The 19,600-nt window shown below is 73.5% G+C and carries 33 protein-coding genes and 1 tRNA gene; 24 read left to right on the top strand and 10 right to left on the bottom strand.

Going from position 1 to position 19,600, the window contains the following annotated elements:
- Window positions 1-11: 11 nt before the first annotated feature.
- The 3 genes from F1D97_RS13745 to F1D97_RS13735 form a co-directional block, all read right to left on the bottom strand.
- Entirely contained in the window at window positions 12-1,337 is a 1,326-nt protein-coding gene (locus tag F1D97_RS13745) for an MFS transporter (RefSeq protein WP_236121083.1), read from the bottom strand.
- Between the two features lie 195 nt (window positions 1,338-1,532).
- Window positions 1,533-1,605: transfer RNA gene (locus F1D97_RS13740), tRNA-Asn, on the bottom strand.
- A gap of 47 nt (window positions 1,606-1,652) precedes the next feature.
- Window positions 1,653-2,165 carry a hypothetical protein gene (locus F1D97_RS13735; protein ID WP_236121082.1) on the bottom strand — a complete coding sequence of 171 codons (513 nt, stop codon included), beginning with the start codon at window positions 2,163-2,165 and terminating at the stop codon, window positions 1,653-1,655.
- A 352-nt stretch (window positions 2,166-2,517) separates the two neighbouring features.
- On the opposite strand from F1D97_RS13735, the gene F1D97_RS13730 reads away from it, so the two are divergent.
- Window positions 2,518-2,766: a hypothetical protein gene (locus F1D97_RS13730; RefSeq protein WP_236121081.1), complete on the top strand. Its 249-nt coding sequence runs from the start codon at window positions 2,518-2,520 to the stop codon at window positions 2,764-2,766.
- A 4-nt stretch (window positions 2,767-2,770) separates the two neighbouring features.
- Here F1D97_RS13730 and F1D97_RS13725 read toward each other — a convergent pair whose 3' ends face one another.
- The 6 genes from F1D97_RS13725 to F1D97_RS13700 all read right to left on the bottom strand — a co-directional run bounded on the left by F1D97_RS13725 (window position 2,771) and on the right by F1D97_RS13700 (window position 6,247).
- Window positions 2,771-3,877: a tyrosine-type recombinase/integrase gene (locus tag F1D97_RS13725; RefSeq protein ID WP_236121080.1), complete on the bottom strand. Its 1,107-nt coding sequence runs from the start codon at window positions 3,875-3,877 to the stop codon at window positions 2,771-2,773.
- A 3-nt stretch (window positions 3,878-3,880) separates the two neighbouring features.
- Window positions 3,881-4,366: a hypothetical protein gene (locus F1D97_RS13720; protein ID WP_236121079.1), complete on the bottom strand. Its 486-nt coding sequence runs from the start codon at window positions 4,364-4,366 to the stop codon at window positions 3,881-3,883.
- Window positions 4,363-4,761 carry a helix-turn-helix domain-containing protein gene (locus F1D97_RS13715; protein WP_236121078.1) on the bottom strand — a complete coding sequence of 133 codons (399 nt, stop codon included), beginning with the start codon at window positions 4,759-4,761 and terminating at the stop codon, window positions 4,363-4,365. The genes F1D97_RS13720 and F1D97_RS13715 overlap by 4 nt, the downstream gene beginning before the upstream one ends.
- Window positions 4,762-4,855: 94 nt before the next feature.
- The gene (locus tag F1D97_RS13710) at window positions 4,856-5,341 is read right to left on the bottom strand and encodes a hypothetical protein (RefSeq protein WP_236121077.1); all 486 of its coding nucleotides are present in this window, start codon (window positions 5,339-5,341) and stop codon (window positions 4,856-4,858) included.
- A gap of 106 nt (window positions 5,342-5,447) precedes the next feature.
- Window positions 5,448-5,825, bottom strand: a complete 378-nt coding sequence (locus F1D97_RS13705) for an ImmA/IrrE family metallo-endopeptidase (protein WP_236123608.1) — start codon at window positions 5,823-5,825, stop codon at window positions 5,448-5,450.
- Window positions 5,826-5,845: 20 nt separating this feature from the next.
- Entirely contained in the window at window positions 5,846-6,247 is a 402-nt protein-coding gene (locus F1D97_RS13700; protein ID WP_236121076.1) for a hypothetical protein, read from the bottom strand.
- 77 nt (window positions 6,248-6,324) lie between these two features.
- Between F1D97_RS13700 and F1D97_RS13695 the strand changes: the two genes are divergently transcribed.
- From F1D97_RS13695 to F1D97_RS13615, 17 genes are all read left to right on the top strand, one after another.
- The gene (locus tag F1D97_RS13695) at window positions 6,325-6,594 is read left to right on the top strand and encodes a helix-turn-helix domain-containing protein (protein WP_236121075.1); all 270 of its coding nucleotides are present in this window, start codon (window positions 6,325-6,327) and stop codon (window positions 6,592-6,594) included.
- Window positions 6,591-6,818, top strand: a complete 228-nt coding sequence (locus F1D97_RS13690; RefSeq protein ID WP_236121074.1) for a helix-turn-helix domain-containing protein — start codon at window positions 6,591-6,593, stop codon at window positions 6,816-6,818. Before F1D97_RS13695 ends, F1D97_RS13690 begins: the two co-directional genes overlap by 4 nt.
- Window positions 6,815-7,192, top strand: coding sequence for a hypothetical protein (locus F1D97_RS13685; protein ID WP_236121073.1), 378 nt, complete (start codon window positions 6,815-6,817; stop codon window positions 7,190-7,192). The genes F1D97_RS13690 and F1D97_RS13685 overlap by 4 nt, the downstream gene beginning before the upstream one ends.
- Window positions 7,193-7,236: 44 nt before the next feature.
- Window positions 7,237-7,704, top strand: a complete 468-nt coding sequence (locus F1D97_RS13680) for a hypothetical protein (protein WP_236121072.1) — start codon at window positions 7,237-7,239, stop codon at window positions 7,702-7,704.
- On the top strand, window positions 7,701-7,991 hold the full coding sequence (locus F1D97_RS13675; RefSeq protein ID WP_236121071.1) for a hypothetical protein: 291 nt from the start codon (window positions 7,701-7,703) through the stop codon (window positions 7,989-7,991). Before F1D97_RS13680 ends, F1D97_RS13675 begins: the two co-directional genes overlap by 4 nt.
- Window positions 7,988-8,893 carry a hypothetical protein gene (locus tag F1D97_RS13670; protein ID WP_236121070.1) on the top strand — a complete coding sequence of 302 codons (906 nt, stop codon included), beginning with the start codon at window positions 7,988-7,990 and terminating at the stop codon, window positions 8,891-8,893. The genes F1D97_RS13675 and F1D97_RS13670 overlap by 4 nt, the downstream gene beginning before the upstream one ends.
- Window positions 8,893-9,363, top strand: coding sequence for a hypothetical protein (locus tag F1D97_RS13665; protein WP_236121069.1), 471 nt, complete (start codon window positions 8,893-8,895; stop codon window positions 9,361-9,363). The genes F1D97_RS13670 and F1D97_RS13665 overlap by 1 nt, the downstream gene beginning before the upstream one ends.
- On the top strand, window positions 9,360-10,148 hold the full coding sequence (locus tag F1D97_RS13660; protein ID WP_236121068.1) for a helix-turn-helix domain-containing protein: 789 nt from the start codon (window positions 9,360-9,362) through the stop codon (window positions 10,146-10,148). Before F1D97_RS13665 ends, F1D97_RS13660 begins: the two co-directional genes overlap by 4 nt.
- The gene (locus F1D97_RS13655; RefSeq protein WP_236121067.1) at window positions 10,145-10,684 is read left to right on the top strand and encodes a hypothetical protein; all 540 of its coding nucleotides are present in this window, start codon (window positions 10,145-10,147) and stop codon (window positions 10,682-10,684) included. Before F1D97_RS13660 ends, F1D97_RS13655 begins: the two co-directional genes overlap by 4 nt.
- Before the next feature lie 69 nt (window positions 10,685-10,753).
- Window positions 10,754-12,304 (top strand): ParB/RepB/Spo0J family partition protein, encoded by a 1,551-nt coding sequence (locus F1D97_RS13650; RefSeq protein ID WP_236121066.1) that lies wholly within the window; start codon window positions 10,754-10,756, stop codon window positions 12,302-12,304.
- A 3-nt stretch (window positions 12,305-12,307) separates the two neighbouring features.
- A complete protein-coding gene (locus F1D97_RS13645; RefSeq protein ID WP_236121065.1) occupies window positions 12,308-12,631 on the top strand; it encodes a WhiB family transcriptional regulator in 324 nt (107 codons plus the stop codon).
- Between the two features lie 3 nt (window positions 12,632-12,634).
- Entirely contained in the window at window positions 12,635-13,528 is an 894-nt protein-coding gene (locus F1D97_RS13640; protein ID WP_236121064.1) for a ParB/RepB/Spo0J family partition protein, read from the top strand.
- Window positions 13,525-13,887 carry a hypothetical protein gene (locus F1D97_RS13635; RefSeq protein WP_236121063.1) on the top strand — a complete coding sequence of 121 codons (363 nt, stop codon included), beginning with the start codon at window positions 13,525-13,527 and terminating at the stop codon, window positions 13,885-13,887. The genes F1D97_RS13640 and F1D97_RS13635 overlap by 4 nt, the downstream gene beginning before the upstream one ends.
- The gene (locus F1D97_RS13630) at window positions 13,884-14,711 is read left to right on the top strand and encodes a hypothetical protein (protein ID WP_236121062.1); all 828 of its coding nucleotides are present in this window, start codon (window positions 13,884-13,886) and stop codon (window positions 14,709-14,711) included. The genes F1D97_RS13635 and F1D97_RS13630 overlap by 4 nt, the downstream gene beginning before the upstream one ends.
- On the top strand, window positions 14,704-15,555 hold the full coding sequence (locus F1D97_RS13625; protein ID WP_236121061.1) for an uS11 family ribosomal protein: 852 nt from the start codon (window positions 14,704-14,706) through the stop codon (window positions 15,553-15,555). Before F1D97_RS13630 ends, F1D97_RS13625 begins: the two co-directional genes overlap by 8 nt.
- A complete protein-coding gene (locus F1D97_RS13620) occupies window positions 15,552-15,821 on the top strand; it encodes a hypothetical protein (RefSeq protein ID WP_236121060.1) in 270 nt (89 codons plus the stop codon). Before F1D97_RS13625 ends, F1D97_RS13620 begins: the two co-directional genes overlap by 4 nt.
- The gene (locus tag F1D97_RS13615) at window positions 15,818-16,504 is read left to right on the top strand and encodes a hypothetical protein (protein WP_236121059.1); all 687 of its coding nucleotides are present in this window, start codon (window positions 15,818-15,820) and stop codon (window positions 16,502-16,504) included. The genes F1D97_RS13620 and F1D97_RS13615 overlap by 4 nt, the downstream gene beginning before the upstream one ends.
- Before the next feature lie 16 nt (window positions 16,505-16,520).
- Here the strand turns inward: F1D97_RS13615 and F1D97_RS13610 are convergent, their stop codons facing one another.
- On the bottom strand, window positions 16,521-16,940 hold the full coding sequence (locus tag F1D97_RS13610) for a hypothetical protein (RefSeq protein ID WP_236121058.1): 420 nt from the start codon (window positions 16,938-16,940) through the stop codon (window positions 16,521-16,523).
- A 54-nt stretch (window positions 16,941-16,994) separates the two neighbouring features.
- Here F1D97_RS13610 and F1D97_RS13605 point away from each other — a divergent pair, with 54 nt between their 5' ends.
- The 6 genes from F1D97_RS13605 to F1D97_RS13580 are packed head-to-tail and all read left to right on the top strand — an operon-like array spanning window position 16,995 to window position 19,490.
- Entirely contained in the window at window positions 16,995-17,357 is a 363-nt protein-coding gene (locus F1D97_RS13605; RefSeq protein WP_236121057.1) for a hypothetical protein, read from the top strand.
- A complete protein-coding gene (locus tag F1D97_RS13600) occupies window positions 17,354-17,926 on the top strand; it encodes a hypothetical protein (protein WP_236121056.1) in 573 nt (190 codons plus the stop codon). Before F1D97_RS13605 ends, F1D97_RS13600 begins: the two co-directional genes overlap by 4 nt.
- Entirely contained in the window at window positions 17,923-18,387 is a 465-nt protein-coding gene (locus F1D97_RS13595; protein WP_236121055.1) for a hypothetical protein, read from the top strand. Before F1D97_RS13600 ends, F1D97_RS13595 begins: the two co-directional genes overlap by 4 nt.
- The gene (locus F1D97_RS13590; RefSeq protein ID WP_236121054.1) at window positions 18,380-18,967 is read left to right on the top strand and encodes a hypothetical protein; all 588 of its coding nucleotides are present in this window, start codon (window positions 18,380-18,382) and stop codon (window positions 18,965-18,967) included. Before F1D97_RS13595 ends, F1D97_RS13590 begins: the two co-directional genes overlap by 8 nt.
- Window positions 18,964-19,320 carry a VRR-NUC domain-containing protein gene (locus tag F1D97_RS13585; RefSeq protein ID WP_236121053.1) on the top strand — a complete coding sequence of 119 codons (357 nt, stop codon included), beginning with the start codon at window positions 18,964-18,966 and terminating at the stop codon, window positions 19,318-19,320. Before F1D97_RS13590 ends, F1D97_RS13585 begins: the two co-directional genes overlap by 4 nt.
- A complete protein-coding gene (locus F1D97_RS13580) occupies window positions 19,317-19,490 on the top strand; it encodes a hypothetical protein (protein ID WP_236121052.1) in 174 nt (57 codons plus the stop codon). Before F1D97_RS13585 ends, F1D97_RS13580 begins: the two co-directional genes overlap by 4 nt.
- Window positions 19,491-19,600: the final 110 nt, after the last annotated feature.

Raw genomic sequence — 19,600 nt, 5'->3', positions numbered from 1 at the left:
GGCGTCGTGCGTCAGCGACGTCGGCCGGGGCGGCGGCGCACCGCGTCGCGCAGCGCGGGGACGACGACACCGTCGTCGGCCATCGCGGCCCGCGTGCGCGCACGGCCGCGCAGCACGCCCCACACGCCGAATGCCCACGGCACGAGCAGCACCGTGAACGCCCAGCGGTACGCGTCGAGCGAGTACGTCGTCGCGCCGGCGGGGGAGACCGCCTGCAGCACGACGCCGACGGCCAGGACGCCGACGATCGTCGAGACGAACCCCCCGGTGTTGACGAACCCTGACGCGGTGCCGAGCCGCTCGGGGGCGCTGAACGTCCGCGCGAAGTCGATGCCCACGAGCGAGACCGGCCCGCCGACGCCGATGAGCACCACGAACAGCACGAGCTGCCACATCGGGCGCGGGGTCGTGGGCACGAGGACGACGAGCCACGCGACCAGCGACGCGCCGCACGACCCGAGCACCACCCACGTGCGCCGCAGCGGGTGCCGTCCCGTGAACCGCCCCACGAGCGGTCCCGTCGACATCGCGGTGAGCGTCAGCACGGTCAGCAGGGCGCCGGCCTCGGCCGCCGAGCGGCCCTGCGCGGTCACGAAGAACGGGACGCCCCACAGCAGCGAGACGACGTTGGCGGAGAACGGCGTCGCGAAGTGGCTCCACCAGCCCAGGCGCGTGCCGGGCGGCTCGACGGCCGCGCGCACCGCGCGCACGAACGACGTGTCCGCGTGAGGCGTGCCGTCCCGGCTGCCCGCGGGCTCGCTGATCGCCAGGAACGAGCCCACGGTCGCGAGCGCGCCGACCACCGCGAGCACCGTGAACGTCGGCGACCACCCGTGGTGGTGGAGCAGCCAGGCCACCGGGATCGCTGACGCGAGCTGCCCCGACTGCCCGACGAGGCCGGTGAGCTGCACCATGAGCGGCGCGCGCATCGGCGGGAACCACTGCGCGACGAGCCGCACCGCCGAGATGAAGATGCCCGCGTCGCCCGCGCCGATCAGGACGCGCGCGACGAGCGCGAGCGGCACGGAGTCCGCGAACGCCAGGAGCAGCTGCCCCGCGGCCATGACGGCCGACCCGCCGCCGATGACGACCCGCGCCCCGAACCGGTCGAGCACCCGGCCCGCCGGGAGCTGCATGCCCGCGTACACCGCGAGCTGCACGACCGAGAACATGGACAGCGCGGTCGCGCCCAGCCCGAACCGCTCGATGGCCTCGACCCCCGCGACGCCGAGCGACGTGCGGTGCAGGACCGCGACGAAGTAGGCGGCGACCGCGGCGGTGAACACGACCATCGCGCGGTGCGACGACGCGCGCACGGGGCGCGGCGCGTCGGTCATGGGGAGCTGGACTCCGTCTCGGTGGGAGGTTCGGGGCAGGTGCCTCGCCGAACCGACCACCACCCTACGTCCGCCGCGCGGTGCCGCCGTCCTGGACGCGCCCAGACATCTGATGTTTGGTCCGAGAGATGGTCCGCACGCCTGCCCGGACACGACGAAGGCCCTGCCTGCGATGCAGGTCAGGGCCTCGTGGAGCTCCCCCGACTGGACTCGAACCAGTAACCCTTCGATTAACAGTCGAATGCTCTGCCAATTGAGCTACGGGGGATCGCGCTGCAGAACTCTAGCAGCCGTTCGGGGGTGCTCCCGACCACCTCAGGCCGGCAGGCCGGCGCTCGACCGCAGCACGGACTCCGCCGCGTCGACGAGCGCCGCCACCTCGGGGCGCGCGAGGTCGACACCCTCGTCCGCGACGACCTGCGTGAACAGCTCACCGTCCTCGTCGCGCCGCAGCGCGACCCGGGCCTGGTCGCCGCCGGGCAGGGCCACCGACGTGGCGTGCACCACGGACGACTGCACGCGCTCGCGGAACGTCTGCGTGAACCGCACCGAGTGCCGGTCCGAGCCGAACACGAACGTGTCGGTCGCGCCCCACACCCAGCGCACCGACAGCGCGCGGGTCTCGGGGTCGAGCGATCCGCGGTCGACGTCCGCCCAGGGCGTGCGGGCCACCTCGTCGTCGCGCAGCACGTGCAGCGCGAGACGTGTCGCGACCACACGGCGACCGTCCGTGAGGGTCGCCGCGACGAGCACACGGTCGCCGCGACGAAGATCGAGCAGACGACGGTCGTCGTCCGTGATCGCTCGGGTGGAGAGGAAGCCGGCCACGGGCAAACGGTACCCGCCCGCCTCCGTCGCCCTGCCGGGGACGTTCGGTGGGGACGTCCGGTGGGGACGTCCGGTGGGGAGGTTCGGTGGGGCAGGTGGGGCTTGAACCCACGACCCACGGATTATGAGCCCGCTCCACGGGGTGCGACGTCATGCGACGGGGTGCGACGCGACGCGACGTTCGCGCAGGTCAGGCCGCCGATCTGGCGTGGCTGCGTCCGTGCTCTTGCGACATCACGCGCCCTCATCTGGCGGGAGTTTGCTGCACGTTTGCTGCACGCGCCCGATGCGCTCAGGACTCGACCGCGGCGCCTCACGTGCGGCAGGCGCACGCTGGCGTACGGTTCCGGCCATGGCCCGAAACTCGCTCACGCCGATGCACCTGATCGTGCTCGTCGTCCTGTTCCTGATCGTCGCTGCGGTGGTCGGGGGGATCGTCTTGATCGTGCGGCTCGCGACGCGCTCATCGCGGCAGGCCGCGCAGCCGCCGTACAGGGGACAGCCGCCGTACGGGTACCCGGGCCAGCCTCCCGCGCCGTACGGAGGTCAGCCGTACCCGCCGCAGCCGGGGGCGCCCGGTTCCCAGCCGCCCTCGGCGTAGGGCGTCAGACGACGCGCAGGCGCGGGGCCCCGTCGTCGACGAGGGCGGGGCCGTGGGCGCCGAGCGCGCCGAGCACGGCTGCGGACGGTGTCTCGGCGAGGTGTGCGTACCGCTGGGTCGTGAGCGGCGAGGTGTGCCCGAGCAGGCGCCCGACCTCAGCGAGGGAGACGCCAGCCTGCAGGAGCCACGACGCGTACGTGTGGCGCAGGTCGTGCACGCGGACGTGCCCGACGCCGGCGGCCCGGCACGCGGCGTCCCACTTCGAGCGGAACCGCCCGGCGTCCATCACGGAGCCACCGGGTGACGTGACGACGAGCCCCGCGCGACACACCCCGCGCGCGTGACGCAGGCCGCAGGTCGCGCTCGCGGTGTCGAGCACGAGCCACGCGGGTAGGGGGACCTGTCGACGCTTCTTGCCCTTCGGGTAGGAGCGCATCTGCCGGCCGTGCTGGTCCCAGACGTCGACGACCTCTACCCACCTCGGCGTCACGCGGTGCGCGTGCAGGCCAGCGGCCTCGCCCCAGCGAAGGCCGGTGCCGACAAGCAGCCGGGCCATGCGAGCCCATGGCTCGTCGAGTTGTGCGGCGATCGCGTCGAACTCCTCGTGGCTCAGGTAGCGCTCGGTGGAGGGCGCGGGCACGTGCAGACGCAAGCGTGCTGCGGGGTTCGCGCTGAGCACGCCGGCGTCGACGGCGGCGTTGAGCGAGGCGGACAGCAGGTGGACGCACCGTTGGGCGGTGGCGGGGGAGAGTCCGCCGCGCTGCAGTTCGGCGTACCAGGCCTTGACGTCGTGGCGCGTGATCTCGACGAGCGGGACTCGCCCCCAGCGCGGCTCAACGTGCTTCGTGAGGCGGCCGTCGTCGGCGCGCTTCGTCGAGGGCTCGACGGTCCGGGACTTCTCCCATTCGACGCGCCAGGCACCCCACAGCTCGCCCGCGGCCGCGGGGTCGCGCCACCCCAGAGCGCGCGCCGCAGCCTCTGCCTCACCCGCGCGGCGCATCGCCTCGGCCTTCCGCGACCAAGGTCCGCCGTCAGCGGTCCGGACCTTCCCGTCGCGATCGCGGAACAGCCCTTGATACGACCCCGATGCGAGCTTGCGGGTCCACGCCACCGGTTATTCCTCTTCGGAGAGTAGGAGGACCGCTTCCGGTGTGGTGATGGGGACGTGGGGGCTGCTTGCGTAGCTCTGCGCCGCGAGGCGCCGTGCGCACGACGACGCGACGTCCCACATGACGTGAGACGCCCAGGCGCCGAGACGCTCGGTCAGGGCGTTCTCCGTCGCAGGCGACCATGTGCCGTCAGGAAGCGTGGCGGGCCTGTCGTTGCCACGCATGTCGACCATGACTGCAACCGTCACGCCCACGAACCAGCCGTTGTCGAAGATCGAGAGGTCGCCGAAGAGTCGGAACGCCAGTCGATCGGGCGTCACTCTGAACTGATCTCCGTAGATCGTCCAGACGTCGTTGTCGTGCTCGCGGGCCTCGGCCTCGCGGTCTCCCGTCACCGGCTGGATGATGGAGCGCACGATATCCACGGCCGCCAGCATGGTGTCAGGCGCGTTGCTGGCGATCGGGATGCCGGGGTAGGTCGAGTCGGTCACCGCGAGCTCGCGGGGAGCGTGTGCTTCTCGCTGCGGAAGCCGCGGGGCGTCGCCCATTCGGAGGGGAGCGCGCGCAGGGAGCCAGCTGCCGCTGCCTCGCGCTCGCGTCGGATGACGGTGTCGATGTCCTCGACCTGGTGGCGAATCACCGCGCCGACCGCAAAGGCGTACCGACGCAGCGTCGACAGGTGAAGATCGCGGCTGCCCGACTCGATGCGCGAGACGCCGCTGCGGTCGATGCCCATGAGCAGGGCAACGTCGTCCTGGTCCAGGTTGTGTCTGCGCCGCGCCTCGACCAGCAGCCGAAGAAGCTCGTCGTGCTCGTCTACCAGGATCTCGGCGTGCCGGTCGTCACGGTTGTTCGGGTCGAAGCCGAGCATCTCGTCAAGGTCCACCGTCATCCCCTTCCTTGGTGTGCCGGTACCACAGTCCTCCGACACCACGCGTCACGCATCTTGCCATGTGCAGTTGGGTGCACGTGGCCACCGTTCAGGTGAAGAAATCCCTCACGCGGGCGGCGGCTTCGGCGGCGTGCTCGTTCTGTTCGGTCTTGCCCTCGGGGTGCTTCCACCCCAGTTTCGCAGCCAGCAGCATGTCCGGCGCATGCTCGGGCTCCGAGAAGTAGAGCCGCACGACGCGGTCCCCTGTGTCGTCTCCAACGGTGATGCCCACGTTCCGCCGGGCCCGGATCTCGAGGACTGTCTTGGCCGTGACCATGCGATCGACATCCTGACCGCGGCCGAACCGGAGATCGCCCTGCTCGGCGCGCTGCATGAGACGCCGCAACTCGGCCTTGAGAGTCCGGCCGTCCGCCGTGCTGCACGCGCTCATCAGCGCGTTGAGCTCGGCGATCCAGTAGTTCAGGCTCCGCGGACTGCGGCCCCGGCAGTGCGACCACGTGCCGCCCGTGCCCGCCCTCCCGTCCATCTGCCGGCAGGAGCGCGTGGGTGGTTCTCCGGAGCTCACTGCGACCACGGACGCACCCCCTCTGTCGTCGCACCGGTCGTCGACAGCCAGTGCTGTCCTCTTGAGGCCGCTATCGCCGCTTCACTCCGCTGGGTGAACGGCCCGCGACGCGCCGTCATGCACTCCTCCTGCGACGCCGAGCGACGCGCTGCCACGCCTGGACGATGCTCGCGGTGACGCCGAGCTCGCGCGCCAGCGCGCCGACGTGCGGGCCGACGACGGCCTCGGCGAGGGCGTAGTCCTGCGCGTCGATGAGCAGCGCGGCGGCGTACTCGTCCGCGAGGCGTTCCTGGCGCGCGTGCTCCGAGGGGTCGTCGGTCCACGCGTGCCCGTACTTCGCGTGCCCGAGCTCGTGCGCGAGCGTCACGCGCTGCACGGTCTGGCTGCGCTTGGGGTTGAGCAGGATGAGACCGGTCGAATGGTACTCGCCGTTCCGCCGCCCCAGGTCGCGCCACGCGACACGTACACCGCGCTCACGCGCGACCTCGAGCATCTCGTCCACGCACTCTCCCATCACGGCTCGCTCTGCTGCGCCTCGACCTCGGCGTCAGGGTCAACGTCATCGGCATCCGACGCGGCGGGGTTGAGGGTGACCAGACCATCTACTTCGAACGAATGTTCGATCTGGTCGGGAACCAGTCGCAGAGCGCGGGTGCCCGCCTTGGCTGCGAGGCGTTCCTCCGCGGTGGCGATCACCTGCGACGCGGACAGGCCCGCGATCGATGCCAGGAGACCGACCTCGCCGACGGTCGCCGGCGGGGGTTCCTTCCGCAGGATGATGCCGATCCGGTTCATCGACATGCCGAGCTGGAGCGCGAGCTCGCGGCGGCTCATGCCCGACTGTCCCACGGCCTCGTTCAGCACGTCGGCGATCTCGAGGTCGAGCGGCTCTAGGGGCTTCGGGACTCTGGCCATGCGCACAACCGTACCGATTTCGGTTCACCCGGCACAAGGGGGTTGACGCTGAACCGAAATGGGTCCAAGGTGTGCGCATGGCAACGAACCGAAATGGGCTCACCACCCTCGACGAGGCCGTCGCGGAAGAGGTGCGCGCCGAGATCGCTCGGCAGCAGGGGGTCACGGTAACCGGGATCGCCGACACCCTCGGGCTCCGCCGCGCGACGCTCTCCGCCCGGCTCAACGGCCACATCGCGTTCAGTCCGTCGCTGCTCGGCGACGTCGCCCAGATCCTCGGGCTCACCGCGTCGGAGATCACCCGCCGCGCGGAGCACACCGCAACGGTCACGCGGAGGGCGTCGTGATCGGCGACCTGACCGCCGACCAGGCGGCTGCGGCCTCGGGCCGACACCCGGACACGATCCGCCGCGCGCTCGCGGACGGGACACTGCACGGCAAGCAGCGCACCCGCAAGGGCCGCTGGCTCATCGAGCCGGCCTGCCTCGCGGCGTGGGAGGCCGGGCAGCTGTGCTCGCACCGCGCGGAGAAGTCGAACGTCGTGCCGATCGGCTCGAGGGCCGCCTCGTGACCGCGCTGACGCTGGTGCTCGCCCTGCTCGCGCTCGCGGTCGCGGTGGGGGAGTCCACCTACGCGACCCGCCAGCGTCGCGCCGCCCGCCGTGCGACGGGTGTCGCGGCGGACCAGCTCGACGACGCGCCCCAGGCGCTTCCCGTTCCCGCCCCCGCGACGACGAGCAAGCCCGGGGCTCTGGGCTCCGTCAGCCTCCCGCGCGTCGTCGACACGAGCTCGGTCGGGGGCGACGCCGCCCCCTCGTCGCCCCCGACCGACCGCCCCTCCTCCAGCGGGGACGCGTGCCCCGTCTGCACCGACATGGCCGCACGGCAGGCGATCTACCGCGGCCACGTCCACGCCATCAAGCACGCCGCCCCAGCGGCTTCCTGACCCGGCCCACCGCTGTTCCTCGACCGACACGGAAGGCACCGCCCATGTCCACGAACTTCAACGAGCGCTCCTCGAGCGTGGCCGGCCTCGCGTCGCTGCGCGCTGGCGCCGACGCGCAGGGCACGGTGATGCCCGGCACGGTCGTCGGCGGCTCGACGCCCCCGTCGCTGCTGTACGCCGCGGCCCGGCGCCGCGTCGACGCGCTGATCGCGCGCCACGGCGCCGACTCGCCGCAGGTCCAGGCCGCGCTCATGCACTGGGCCGCGATCCTCGACGCCGCGGACGCGGCCCCGACGCCGTCGCAGCGGCAGTCCGTCACGTCCCTCGCGGACGCCGTCGCCGAGCCCCCGGCGCCCGTCCCGGCCGACGTCATCACCACCCCGACGTGGACCGACCCGGAGTCGTACGAGGCCGTCATCGCGGACCTCGACACCGACCCGGCCGCGACCACGCTGCCCCTCGCCACCGTGCGGCCCCTGCGCCGCCCCGCCTTCGCCGGGAGCACGCGATGACCACCCGACCCCTGTCCGCGGTCCTGCAGGACGCCGCCGAGCGCGTCCTCGACTACGACGGCCCCGCCGTCCCCCTCAACCTCGACGCCCTCGTCAACGCGCTCGAGCACGCCTCCGCGCTCGCGGCGGAGCACGAGTACTCGGCCGCGCACGGCACGGTCCGCTCGGACTTCGGCCACGCGGGCGAGCCTGCGTACCCGCCGCTCGTCACGCTGCTCGGCGACGTCGCGGTCGTGCCTGAGTCGATCGTGGTCCCGCAGCTCGTCGCCGACGAGGTGTCGGCGTGACCGCCCCGACGCCTCGTCACGCGCGGCCCCGCGTCCGCGCGACGGACACGATGCCCCCGGAGTCGGTCGCGCTCGGTCGCGTGCTCGTCGTGCTCGTCCTGCTCGGGTTCCTCGCGCTCGGCGCGATCGCCGGGGCGGCCGCGGCTCGCGCCGCATCCGACGACCCGACCCCGTACACCGTCACGACCGCGGGTCTCACGTTCCCGACGCCCCTGCCGGCGCACGGCCACATCAACGTCCGCACCGACGACGGCACGACGCACGGACTGCACCTCGACCCGAACCAGGGGCATCCGGGCGCGTCGTGGATCGGCGCGACGTTCGTCCCGTGGTCCGCGTTCGGCATCACCGACGGGTGCGTCGTGTGGGTGCAGGTATCGCAGTACGACGAGCACTACGGCGAGGGCGGCCAGCCGCCCGTCTGCCTCACGACGAAGGAGCCGACCCCGTGCCCGACCACGCCTTCACCCACGTCGAGCCCGGTGCCGACTACCTTGCCGACGCCGACCGCCTCGCCCGAGCCCACCGCGACGCCTACCTCCGAGCCCTCACCGTCGACGAGCCCGGCCCCGAGCCCGACGCCCAGCCCGAGCTTGTCGACGAGCCCGGCCCCGAGCCCGACGCCGACGTCCGCCACACCCTCGGCGCCGCCCTCGCTGGGCCCAGCTCCCACGACCCCGCCAGTTGCACCTTCTGCCGCGCCGTCGACCGCACCTCCGGCGGCCGAGCCCCAGCCTTCCTCGGACGCCACCTCGTCCCCTCGGACCCCGACCAGCCCTGACGCGCTCGCGGCGACGGGCATCGACACCGGCGTCGCGTTCATCGTGATCGTGCTCGCGGTCCTGCTGGGCATCATCGCGATCGGAGTCTCCCGCAACCCCCGCGACGGCGGTGAGCTCTGATGCCCGCCCGTCTCACGCCCACCGACGCGCTCCTCGCGCTCGCGGCGGCGCAGTCGCCGGCCGAGGTCAACGCGGCCCGTCTGGCGCTGATCGAGACGGGCTCGGCGATGCTGCGCCCGCTCGACCGTCGCGGCGTGCTCGTCGGCGACGGCACGGCGGGGCACCTGCTGCTCGGCGGTGCCGCGCACCGCGCACCGGACAGCCTGTGGTTCGTCGCGCGCCGCGCCGGGATGATTACCCTCCGCGGGACCGGCGACCTGGTGTGTGACCGGTGCCAGCGGACGGTGGGCTCGCTGGCCGACCGCGGCCCGCACCACGGGCGCGTATGCACGGCGTGCCACGGCCGTGACCCGCGTCCGGTGGACCGTTGGCTTCCCACCGCCGCGTCCACCCCGCGCACCGGCGCGGACGTGTCGTTCGCGCTCGTCGACGAGCCGGACCTCGAGTACGCCGTCGGCGGTGCCCGATGACGTACGACCTGGCGTACCAGAAGCGGTGGCGCCTCGACCGCGAGCAGGGGCGTCTTCGGACTGTGCCCGCGACGAGGGCGCGCCGGCACATCGAGCGGCTGCGCGCCGCGGGCTGCTCGGTGCGCGGCATCGCGGAGTGCGCAGGCCTCAGCCCGTCCGTCGTCTCGAAGATCGGGGCGGGCAAGCAGCCCACCGTGACCGTGAAGGTCGCCCGCACGCTCCTCGCGGTCCGCCCGGACTCGATCCTGAACCGGCCGCACGGTCCCGGCTTCGTCCCGAACCTCGGCGCCCGACGCCGGATCGAGGCGCTGCTCGCGCTCGGCTGGGCGCACGCGCACATCACCGAGCGGATGGGCACGAGGACGACGTCGCAGCTCGTGCTGCACCAGGTGGGCGACTGGATCGCGCGCGAGACGCACGACGCGGTCGTCGCCGCGTACGACGCCCTCGCGATGTCCCCGGGCCCGTCCGAGCGCACCCGCCGCCGCGCCGCGGTGCTGGGCTACGCACCCCCGCTCGCGTGGGACGACGACACCCTCGACGACCCCGACGCACGCCCGCAGACCGGCATCGACACCGACAACGTCGACCCGGTCGCGGTCGCCCGCGCACTCGACGGCGACATGTCCGTGCCCCTGAACCGCGACGAGCGCGCTGAGGTCATCGCCGCGCTCGCGGCGGGGGGTCGCTCCGACCGGTGGATCGCGGTGCAGCTCGGTGTCGTGCCGGAGACGGTCCGCCGTGAGCGGCAGCGCCTGGGCGTGGAGTCGAGGTGGTCCGCGTGAGGCACCTGACGACGTGCGACGAGTGCGGTGCGCGGATCGCGCTCGTGCTGGTGGTGCCGGAGCACCCGCGCAAGAGCAAGAAGCGCTCGTACATCCCGCTGGACCTGGACTACAACGACGCGCTGTCCCCGGTGCCGCCGTCGCACGCCCTGTCGACGGGCCGCACGACGTGCCGGCCGCTGACGGTGGACCACCCGATCGCCCCGCACGAGTTCCCGGCGCTGACGCACTTCGCGACGTGCCCGGCCCGTCAAAGCCCGGTATCGGCCGCTCGCGCGGTGCCGCGGCCGCGGCGCCTGGCGGCGGTCCTGCTGCAGCGGGAGCGCACGTCGACGAGCCGCCCGCTCGAGATCCACCCGGATGGTTCGACCACCCGGGTGCGACCGGCCGCGACGCTCGCGTCGGCCGCCGCGCTCGCGCACTCCGCCGCCACGTACTGGCGCCTCGACGACCCCGACCTGTCAGCGGACTACGCGCTCGCCGCCGAGCTCCTCGAGGACCGGTACGCGCGCGTCTGGCACCGCACCCCGGTCTGACCCCCAGACCGACCACGACCCACCGACCCACCCGATGCCGGTCTCGACCCCGGCGGACAGGAGCCCACCGTGACCACCACGACGACCGCGAAGCCGCGCCGCGGCCGCGCGTCCGTGCCCGAGGTCGCCGCGCCGGCGTCGTCCTCCAGTGCGCTGGACGCGCTGACCGCGCAGCCGACGGCGGGCGGTGACTCGCACGCCGTGCTCGTCCCGCTCGAGCGGCTGCGCCCTCACCCGCACAACCCTCGCAAGAACCTCGGCGACCTGACCGAGCTCACGACGTCGATCCGCGCACACGGTGTGCGCCAGAACCTGCTGGTCGTGCCCGACCCGGACGACCGCGACGCGTTCCGCATCGTCATCGGTCACCGCCGCGCGGCCGCGTCCCGCGACGCCGGACTGACGGCGGTGCCCGTCGTCGTCGACCACGGCCTCGACGAGATCTCGCAGCGCGAGCTGATGCTCGTCGAGAACCTGCAGCGCGTCGACCTGACCCCGGTCGAGGAGGCCGACGGGTACCAGGACCTGCTCGACCTCGGCGTCGACGTCGCGACGATCGCCGCGCACACGGGCCGCTCCGAGACCACCGTGCGCTCCCGCCTGCGCCTCGCCGCGCTGCCGGGCAAGGCCCGCGACGCGATCCACGCCCGTGACATCACGCTCGAGGACGCCGCCGCGCTGAGCGCCCTCCCGCCGGACCGGCAGGAGCCGGTCCTCAAGGCGATCGGCACACCGAACTTCGCCTACGAGGTCCGCAAGGCCCGTGAGGCGGTCGCCCTCGAGGAGGAGGTCGCGCCGCTCCTGAAGGTCCTCGCTGACGCCGGCGCGACCGAGCTGCCCAAGAACGAGTGGCAGTCGCCCGAGGGCGCCGTGGTCCACCTCCGCGCGCATGCGAGTCGGGCCACGGGTGCCGCGGAGGACCTCGCGGGCAAGGTCGACGCCGGGTGGACCTGGCGCTGGTACTGGGGCGAGATCATCGTCTACCGCCCGTTCACGCTCGAGGAGGCGCAGGAGCAGGCGGAGGCCGCCGAGCGGCGTGCAACGGTCGACGCCGAGTGGAAGGAGGCCCAGGCCCGTGCGGCGCAGGCGCGTGCGGTGCGCACGGAGTTCGCGACGGTCACGGCCGCGACCCGCCGGGAGTTCCTCGAGCACCTGATCCACGACCGCAAGGCCCTCACCAAGGACCAGACCGCGGCGCTGCTCGACTACGTGGCGACAGCGGCCGCCGAGCACCCGTGGGACGGCACGTACCACAAGGGCGCGTTCCGCGGCTACCCGTTCCCGACGGAGACCTCCGACGCGGACGCGTTCGTCGACTGGCTCCGTATCAAGCTGCCGGACGACTACCGGCCCTCGTACCACCGCGACGAACTCCTCCCGATCGTCGCGGCCGCGGCCGCCGACCTGAGCGCGCCGCAACGGCTCCTCGCCGCGCTCGCGGCCGCGGTCGAGCCGATCGGCGAGGACACCTGGCGGTACGGCGGCCGGTCGGTCACGACGGCGCGCTGGTACGCGCTGCTCGAGCAGCTCGGCTACGTCGTGTCCGACGCGGAGCGCGCCGCGCTCGTCGTCCCGCTGGACGACGACGAGGACGCCGACGAGTCGGGCGAGGACGACTGACCCATGCCTGACGGCTTCCTCTTCCCGGTGCTCTCCGAGCCCGCGTCCTGCGTGAACGACCCGGAGCTGTTCTTCCCGGCGTCGACGCGTCACGTCGCGCAGGTCGCGGAGGCGAAGCGCGTGTGCTCGGGCTGCCCGGCCCAGCGCGACTGCCTCGCGTTCGCGCTGACGCACGCGGTGCACGGGATCTGGGGAGGCACCTCGGAGGCGGACCGAAGGGCGATCCAGCGCGAGCACGGCCTGCCGGTCCGCGTCGCCTGGTCGGGCGGGGGCCCGGCGAACGACACCACCACAACGACCACCACCGACTCGACCTCGGAGGACTGACCGATGACGACGACCGACACCAACGCCGCGCTCGCGGCCGCGCTCGACGCGGTCGCCGGCCCGCCCGTTCCGACGGCCCCGCGCACGCGGACCGCGACCCCGCCGCAGCAGCTGCAGCGCGTGGCGCTGACCGAGCTGCACCGCGACCCGAACAACCCGCGCGACGAGGAGACGGAGATCGCCGATCTCGCGGCGTCCATCGCGCAGGTGGGCCTGCTGCAGCCGATCATCGTCCGCCGGGACGCGGGCCGTCTGGTCGTGGTGTGTGGGCACCGCCGCCTCGCGGCGCTGCGCAAGCTCGGGTGGCGTGACGTCGACGTCGTCGTGCGCCGTGAGATGCCGGCGGACCAGGTGCTCGTCGCGATGCTGGCGGAGAACCAGCAGCGCGTGCTGCTGGACCCGATCGAGGAGGCGCGGGCGTACTCGCGGCTGCAGGCGGTGTACGGCTTCACGCACCTGCAGGTCGCCGAGCGTGTGGGTCGCCCGCAGTCGTACGTGTCCGGGCGCCTGGCGCTGCTGAACCTGTCGCCGCAGGAGCAGGAGGAGATCCGCGCCGGGCAGCGGAGCCTGACCCGCGGCATCCAGATCGGCCGCGTCAAGGCCGGCAAGGTCCGCAACCGCGCGAAGGGGTCTGGCTGGCACCTGTCGGAGACCCACCGGCTCGCCGCCCGCGCCCGCGCCCGGTGCAGGAAGCTCGAGCACCCGCGCGGCACGTGGCTCGGCGACGTCGCGTGCGGCAGCTGCTGGGAGTCCGTGATCCGCGCGGACGAGAAGGACCAGCTCCGCCAGGACTCCGCGCGCCGCGGCGAGTGCGCCCTGTGCGGTCAGCCGTCCGTCGGCGTGCGCGTCGCCCCGGGTGCCCCGGTCGTCACCTCCGACGCGGTGGTGACCCGGTGAGCGCCCCGGTGACACCTGCGCAGGAGTCGGCGTTCGTGCAGGCGCAGGTCGCGAACATCCGCGACGCGGTGATCCCGCTCGCCGAGTACGACACGTTCATCGGCGGTGTCGTCGAGGAAGGCCGCGGTCTCGCCGAGCACCTGGCCGCCACGACCGCCCGCGCGCAGGGCGACGCCGCGGCGGCCGGTGCGGCGCTGATCAGGGCGGCCGCGACCCTTGGGGCCATCGCGGAGCAGGTCCGCGAGGACGGCGTCTCCAACGGCAACGAGCTCGCTGTGGCGTCGAACGTCGTGAGCGTCGCCGCGTACTTCCTGATCGACGGCGCGCAGACCGCGCAGGACGCGGAGGCGGGTCGATGACGCGCTTCACGATCACCCGCCAGGACGCCCGCGGGCTGCTCCTCGCGACCGCCCCGCACGCCGGCCGCGAGACCGACGACACCCCGCTCCTCGGCCGAGTGCGCTTCGTCCCGACCGGTGACGCCGTGTTCGCGTGGTGCACCGACTACGCGACGGCGGTCGTCGCGCACGCCGCCGTCGAGCACGAGGACGGCGACCTCGAGCCGTTCGACCTGCCGGTGGGAGAGGTCCGCGCCGCGCTCGCCGTGTTCACCCCGCCGTCGGGTGAGGCGCGCATGCACTGGTGCGACGAGCTCCTGCGGATCGAGGTGACGCGCGAGCACGTCGTGCTCACCGAGCTCGGGCACTTCCTCGACGGCCGCCAGCTGCGCGTGCAGCGCATCGTCCCGGCGAACGTCGCCGACAAGTACCCCGACGTGCCGCGCCTGCTCCTCGACGCGCTCGAGGGTGTCCCGTCCCACGGTGACGCGTACCGGGTCAAGGCGAAGTACGTCGCCCGGTTCAACGCGGTCGCCGCCTGGTACAACGACGCGTCCCTGCGCCTGCACGGCGTGGACGACCCCGCCACGGTTCTCGTGCGTCTCGGCGCGACGGTCCTCGGCACCGTCCCCGCTTGGCTCCTGCGGGACGACGCCCGCGACGCCGAGCGCACCGACCTCGCCACCTGGCGAACCGGCCTCGGCCCTCTGCGCCGCCCCACGGACGTCGACGTGCCCGAGTCCGTCGTCGACGACCTCCGCGAGACCGCCCGCGCCCTGCGCGCCGCCGGCGTCACCGACATCACGGTCATCCCCGCCCAGAACGCGGGTGACCACGATGCCTGACGGGACCCGCTGCATCCGCCGGCCTTCCGGCACCTGGCCGTCGTGCCCCTGCCCGGACTGCCGCCGCATCCACCGCCGCCTGCGCAAGCTCACCGAGCTCGGCCTCCTGCCGCCCTCGCGCTCGCAGGAGGCGTGGGAGGTCGTCGACGCGCGCCTCGCGGCGGAGTGGGCGCCGTCGGCGATCGCGTCGGCCGCGGGCGTCCCCGAGCGGACGATCCGCAGCGCCCTGTACCGCCGCGCGGCGGGTGAGGCCGCGTCGTGGTCCCGCGCGATCGCGGCCGCGATCCTCGCCTCGCAGCCATGGCCCACGGAGGGGTCGCTCGGTGCGTTCGGTCTCGCCCGCCGCCTGCAGGCGCTCGCTGTGCTGGGGTGGTCCGCCGACGAGCTCGCCGCCCGGTACGGCGTGCCGATGATGACGCTGTCGTCGGTCCGGTCGGGCCGTCAGCGCCGCGTGTCGGCGGACCTGCATGCCCGTGTCCGCGCGATCTACGACGACCTGTCGATGACCCCGGGCCCGGGGAGCGTCGCGACGAAGCGTGCACTGGCCCGCGGCTGGGTGCCGCCGCTCGCGTGGGACGACGACGCCCTCGACGACCCGGACGGCACGCCCGCCGTGACGGGGCCGCGCCCGGGCCTGCACGACGACGTCGACCAGACCGTCGTCGCGGTCGTCCTGGCCGGCCAGGAGCACGCCACCACCGTCGCTGAGCGTGAGCACCTCGTGCCCGAGCTCGCGCGCCGCGGCATCCCGGATCCCGAGATCGCACGGCTGTGCCGCACCTCGGCGAACACCGTGATGCGGATCCGCCACCGCCTGGGCGTCGAGTCGAGGTGGTCCGCGTGAACGACGTCGTCGACACCGACCTGACCACCCTCGAGCAGAGCCTCGCGCTCGACGTCGTGTGCGCCGTCACCGACTGCACCGCGCTCGCGCAGTACGCCGGGCGGGCGTCGTGCGGTCACGGGTGCCCGTGGATCAACACGTGCGCCGAGCACCGCCGACACCTCGAGGTCGTCGAGGACCACATGGCCGCCCAGGGGGAGCGGCGCAGGTGCCGGCAGCACCGCGTCCTCCTCACGTTCCCGTTCGTCGAGTGGAGGCCGCTGTGAGGTACACGACCCGCCCCCTGTCGGATCGCGCGTGGCTGCGCCCGCCCGCCGAGCGCACCGCCTCTCCGTTCAGGGTGACGTGGACCGGCGCGCTTGAGCTGCTCGAGCGGGAGCTCGTCATGATCGACGGCGTCGACCTCGTGATCGAGGTTGACGTCCGCGAGCAGGACGTGCGCCTCGACGGGATGCTCCGCGCGAACGCGCGCGCCGACCAGCCTGCCGTCGTCGTCGCGTTCGAGTCGAAGCACGGCCCGCTGCTCTACCGGTCGGACCAGTACTCCGCGCCGGGCTACTGGTCGCGCTCCGGCATGCAGGAGCCGTGGCAGCACAACGTCTACGCCGTCGCCCGCACCCTCGAGTGCCTGCGCGCCGTCGACCGGTACGGCGCGGCGGCCTCCGGCGAGCACTACCGCGGCTTCCGGCAGATCGGCGGCGCCTCGGCGATCGTCACCGAGGCACCCATGACCGACCTCGAGGCCGCTCGGATTCTCGTCGCCGCGGTGTACCCGGACAGGCACGCCGTCGGACTCGAGTACGACGTCGCGCACCGCGTCGTCGACCTCGACGCGTTCGTGCGCCGCGCACGCCGTCACACCCACCCCGACACCGCCTTGCCCGGAGTCGCGGTCACGTTCGACGAGGTCCAGCGCGCGGCCGCGTTCCTCCGCGGGAGCAGGTCGTGAACGTCGGCGCCCGGTGTCAGGCGCCTCGCTGGATGTCTCGGTGCGTGAGCTTCCGCGTGCGCAGCGTCTCCGTGTCGATGACGAGGCCGGCCGCCCGTCGGCCGAGCGACTTCGTGCGCCAGCGCGCGGACACGACGGTCGCGCCGCCTGGGGGCAGGTCGATGTACGCGGCGCCGTTCCCATCGGATAGCCGCCCGACATGGAGCGCCGGGGTCTTGAGCGCAGATCCCCCCTCGGGGAGCAGCACGACGTCCCACGCTTCTCCGGCACCAAGCCAGCGCACGGTGACGCGGACGACGCCGTTGGGGAGTCGGCCCAAGGACGGCTGTAGGTGTCCGCGGGGGCGACGCAGCCAGCTGACGAACCCGAGCACCCCGGCAACGATCAGCGCGCTCACGATCCCAAGGACCCAGGAGCGCCAGTCGAAGGTCTGCACCGGCTGGACGCTACTGCAGGCGAACGGCCTCCGTCTGGCGAACGGCGGTGCGTCGTGACGCGCCCCTCGACCCCGCCGACGCGCGACCCGGAGACGGGCGCGACGCGGTTCCGGGTGCACCGCATGTGCAACGGGTGTGACAGCGACCTCGGCGACGCGACGGACGACGAGCTCATGGCCGCGGTCTCGGGCGCGCCGCTGCCCGACGTTCGCGCGGAGTGCGGCTGCTCGCTGATCCCCGGGACCCGTGTCGCGATGACGTTCGGCGGCAGAGAGGTCCGGGGCACGGTGAGGTCCGACTGCCCGGCGACGAAGGGCACCCCGGCCGTGCACGTCCACTGGGACGGCGACGACGTGTGGGGCGCCGACGTCCACCCGTCGCACCTGCGCACCCTCGACGAGGCGGTGACCTCGTGACCCCCGTCGACTACGCGCACACCGCCCTTGCCCGCGAGAACCGCGAGAGGAAGGCCCGCGCGCTCGCGGACTCGATGCGCCGCCTCGGTGTGACGGTCGAGGGCATCGCGGTCGGTGGAGGGATGCGTCGCACGGTGTGGCGGGACGCGGGTCTGGACCGGTCCCCGTCGGAGGAGACGTGGCACCTGGTGCACCAGCTCCTCGCGGCGGTGCAGGAGCCGGTCGTCGCACCCTCCGCGGAGCGTGCGTCGACGGGCCGCCGGTGCACGGTGCCGGCGTGCTCGTCGACGGACGCGCACCCGTACGCGGAGGGCTGGCGGTGCGACCCGCACTCCCCGTGGGCGCGCCGCGGTCTGCCGCGCGCGGACCCGAACCGGGTCCCGGGCGTGCCGTGCGAGCTCGACCGCCTCCGCGCCGCGCGTGCGATCGCCGCGACGTCGCACCCGCTGCCCACGTCGACGGTCGTCGACGACCGCGCGATCGCGTCCGGCAAGCGCAGCTCGACGACCGCCACCTACCAGGCCGTGCGCGCCGCGCAGGCACACCACCGCAACAGGAGGAACCCATGACCGACCACATCCCGAACGCGATCGACCGCGCCGTGATCGCCGCGCGCTGGATGGCCGTCAACGTGCTCACCGCAGCGCGCGAGCGGGAGACCCGCGCGGAGGGCGAACTGGACAGCGCGCGCCGCGTGGCCGCCGCGCGGCTCGACGAGCTCGCGGCGCTCAACGAGCACCTCGGCTTGAACCACGACGAGATCGACCACATCGACGGGGACATGCTCCTCCAGGCGCTCGGCCGACGCGACACCCTCGCGAACAACGGCCTCACGGACGACCACGACTCCACCCCCGCGACGGTCGACCTCTCCCCGATCGAGGAGGCTGTCCGCGCCCTGGTGCGGACCCTCGACGAGCACGGTCACCACATCTCCCAGGCCGAGGGCGAGTACGGTCTCGCGGACGCGCTCGTCGAGGTGCTCACCGAGCACGCCCCGAGGATCGCGCGCGAGGTGTCCCGTGGCTGAGCAGATCACCACAGCCGCCGAGCTGGACGCGCTCCTAGCAGCCGCGGGCGAGATGGCCGAGCCGGTCGTCGTCCGCGAGGGCTTCCGCGTGTGGATCCTCACGGAGGACGAGGACGGCCGCTGGTGGGCGTGGTCGTGGCGCGAGGACGACGAGGAGGGGCTTGGGCGTCGCGTCGAGTCGCTGCGACTCCCTCTCGCGATCCTGCACCCGCGCCCCGACGCCCCCGCCCCGTCCGACGAGGAGGCGCTGGTCGAGCGGCTGCGAGGGTCGGCCGACGCATGGTGGAGTGAGTACGACCGGGAGCTGCGCGCGCACGAGGAGACGAGGGCGGCGCTGGCCGCGGTCACCGCTGAGCGCGATGCCCTCGCCGCCCGCTCGCCCCAGCCCGCCCCGAGCGTGAGCGCGGGACGGGTGGAGGCCGTCGCACAGGCGATCGACCCCAGCCCCTGGGAGACCGACTTCACGCCCTGCCCCGAGCACGGCGAGCACGGCACCCTCACCGAGCTCGTCACCCGCCGCCGCGACCACGTCCGCGACCAGGCGCGCCGCGTCCTCGCCATCCTCGGGTACGCACCATGACCGCCCCGCGCTCGCTGACGCCGCTGCAGCACCGCGCGCTCGTCGCCGACCAGATGACCGAGGCCGCCCTGCAGGCCCAGATCCTCACCGCCGCCCGTAGCGCCGGTTGGCTCGCGTATCACACCCACGACTCCCGGCGCTCGCAGCCGGGCTTTCCGGACCTCGTGCTCGTCCACCCGCGGCGCGGGCTGGTGCTGTTCCGCGAGCTGAAGGCCGAGAGCGGCCGCGTCCGCCCCGAGCAGCGCCAGTGGCTCGAGGCGCTGACGGTCGCCGGCGCGGACGCCGGGGTCTGGCGTCCGTCGGACTGGCTGGGGGAGCGCGTCATCGCCGAGCTGTTGGGAACGCCGTCATGAGGATCCGCCTGTCGCTGACCCTCGAAGTCGAGCGTGCTCGTCCCGCTGACGACGCGGGCGACCGCGAGGTGCAGATCGACGCGTTGGTCGAGCGCGCGGACACGCGGCAGATCGGCTTCACCGCGGACCCTCCCGCCTATGCCGAGCCCTTCGAGGACCGGAGGAGGTGAACCTCATGACCGACGACCAGAGCCGCCGGGACCCGCAGCGCTGCGAGTCCTGCAACGGCGTGATCAACCCGTTCACCGGCGAGTGCCGGTGCTCTGACTGAACCGAGAGG

This window comes from Cellulomonas palmilytica (assembly GCF_021590045.1).
Taxonomy (GTDB): domain Bacteria; phylum Actinomycetota; class Actinomycetes; order Actinomycetales; family Cellulomonadaceae; genus Cellulomonas; species Cellulomonas palmilytica.
The sequence above is the reverse complement of the archived record's forward strand: the minus strand, read 5'-3'. Positions and strand labels throughout refer to the sequence as shown.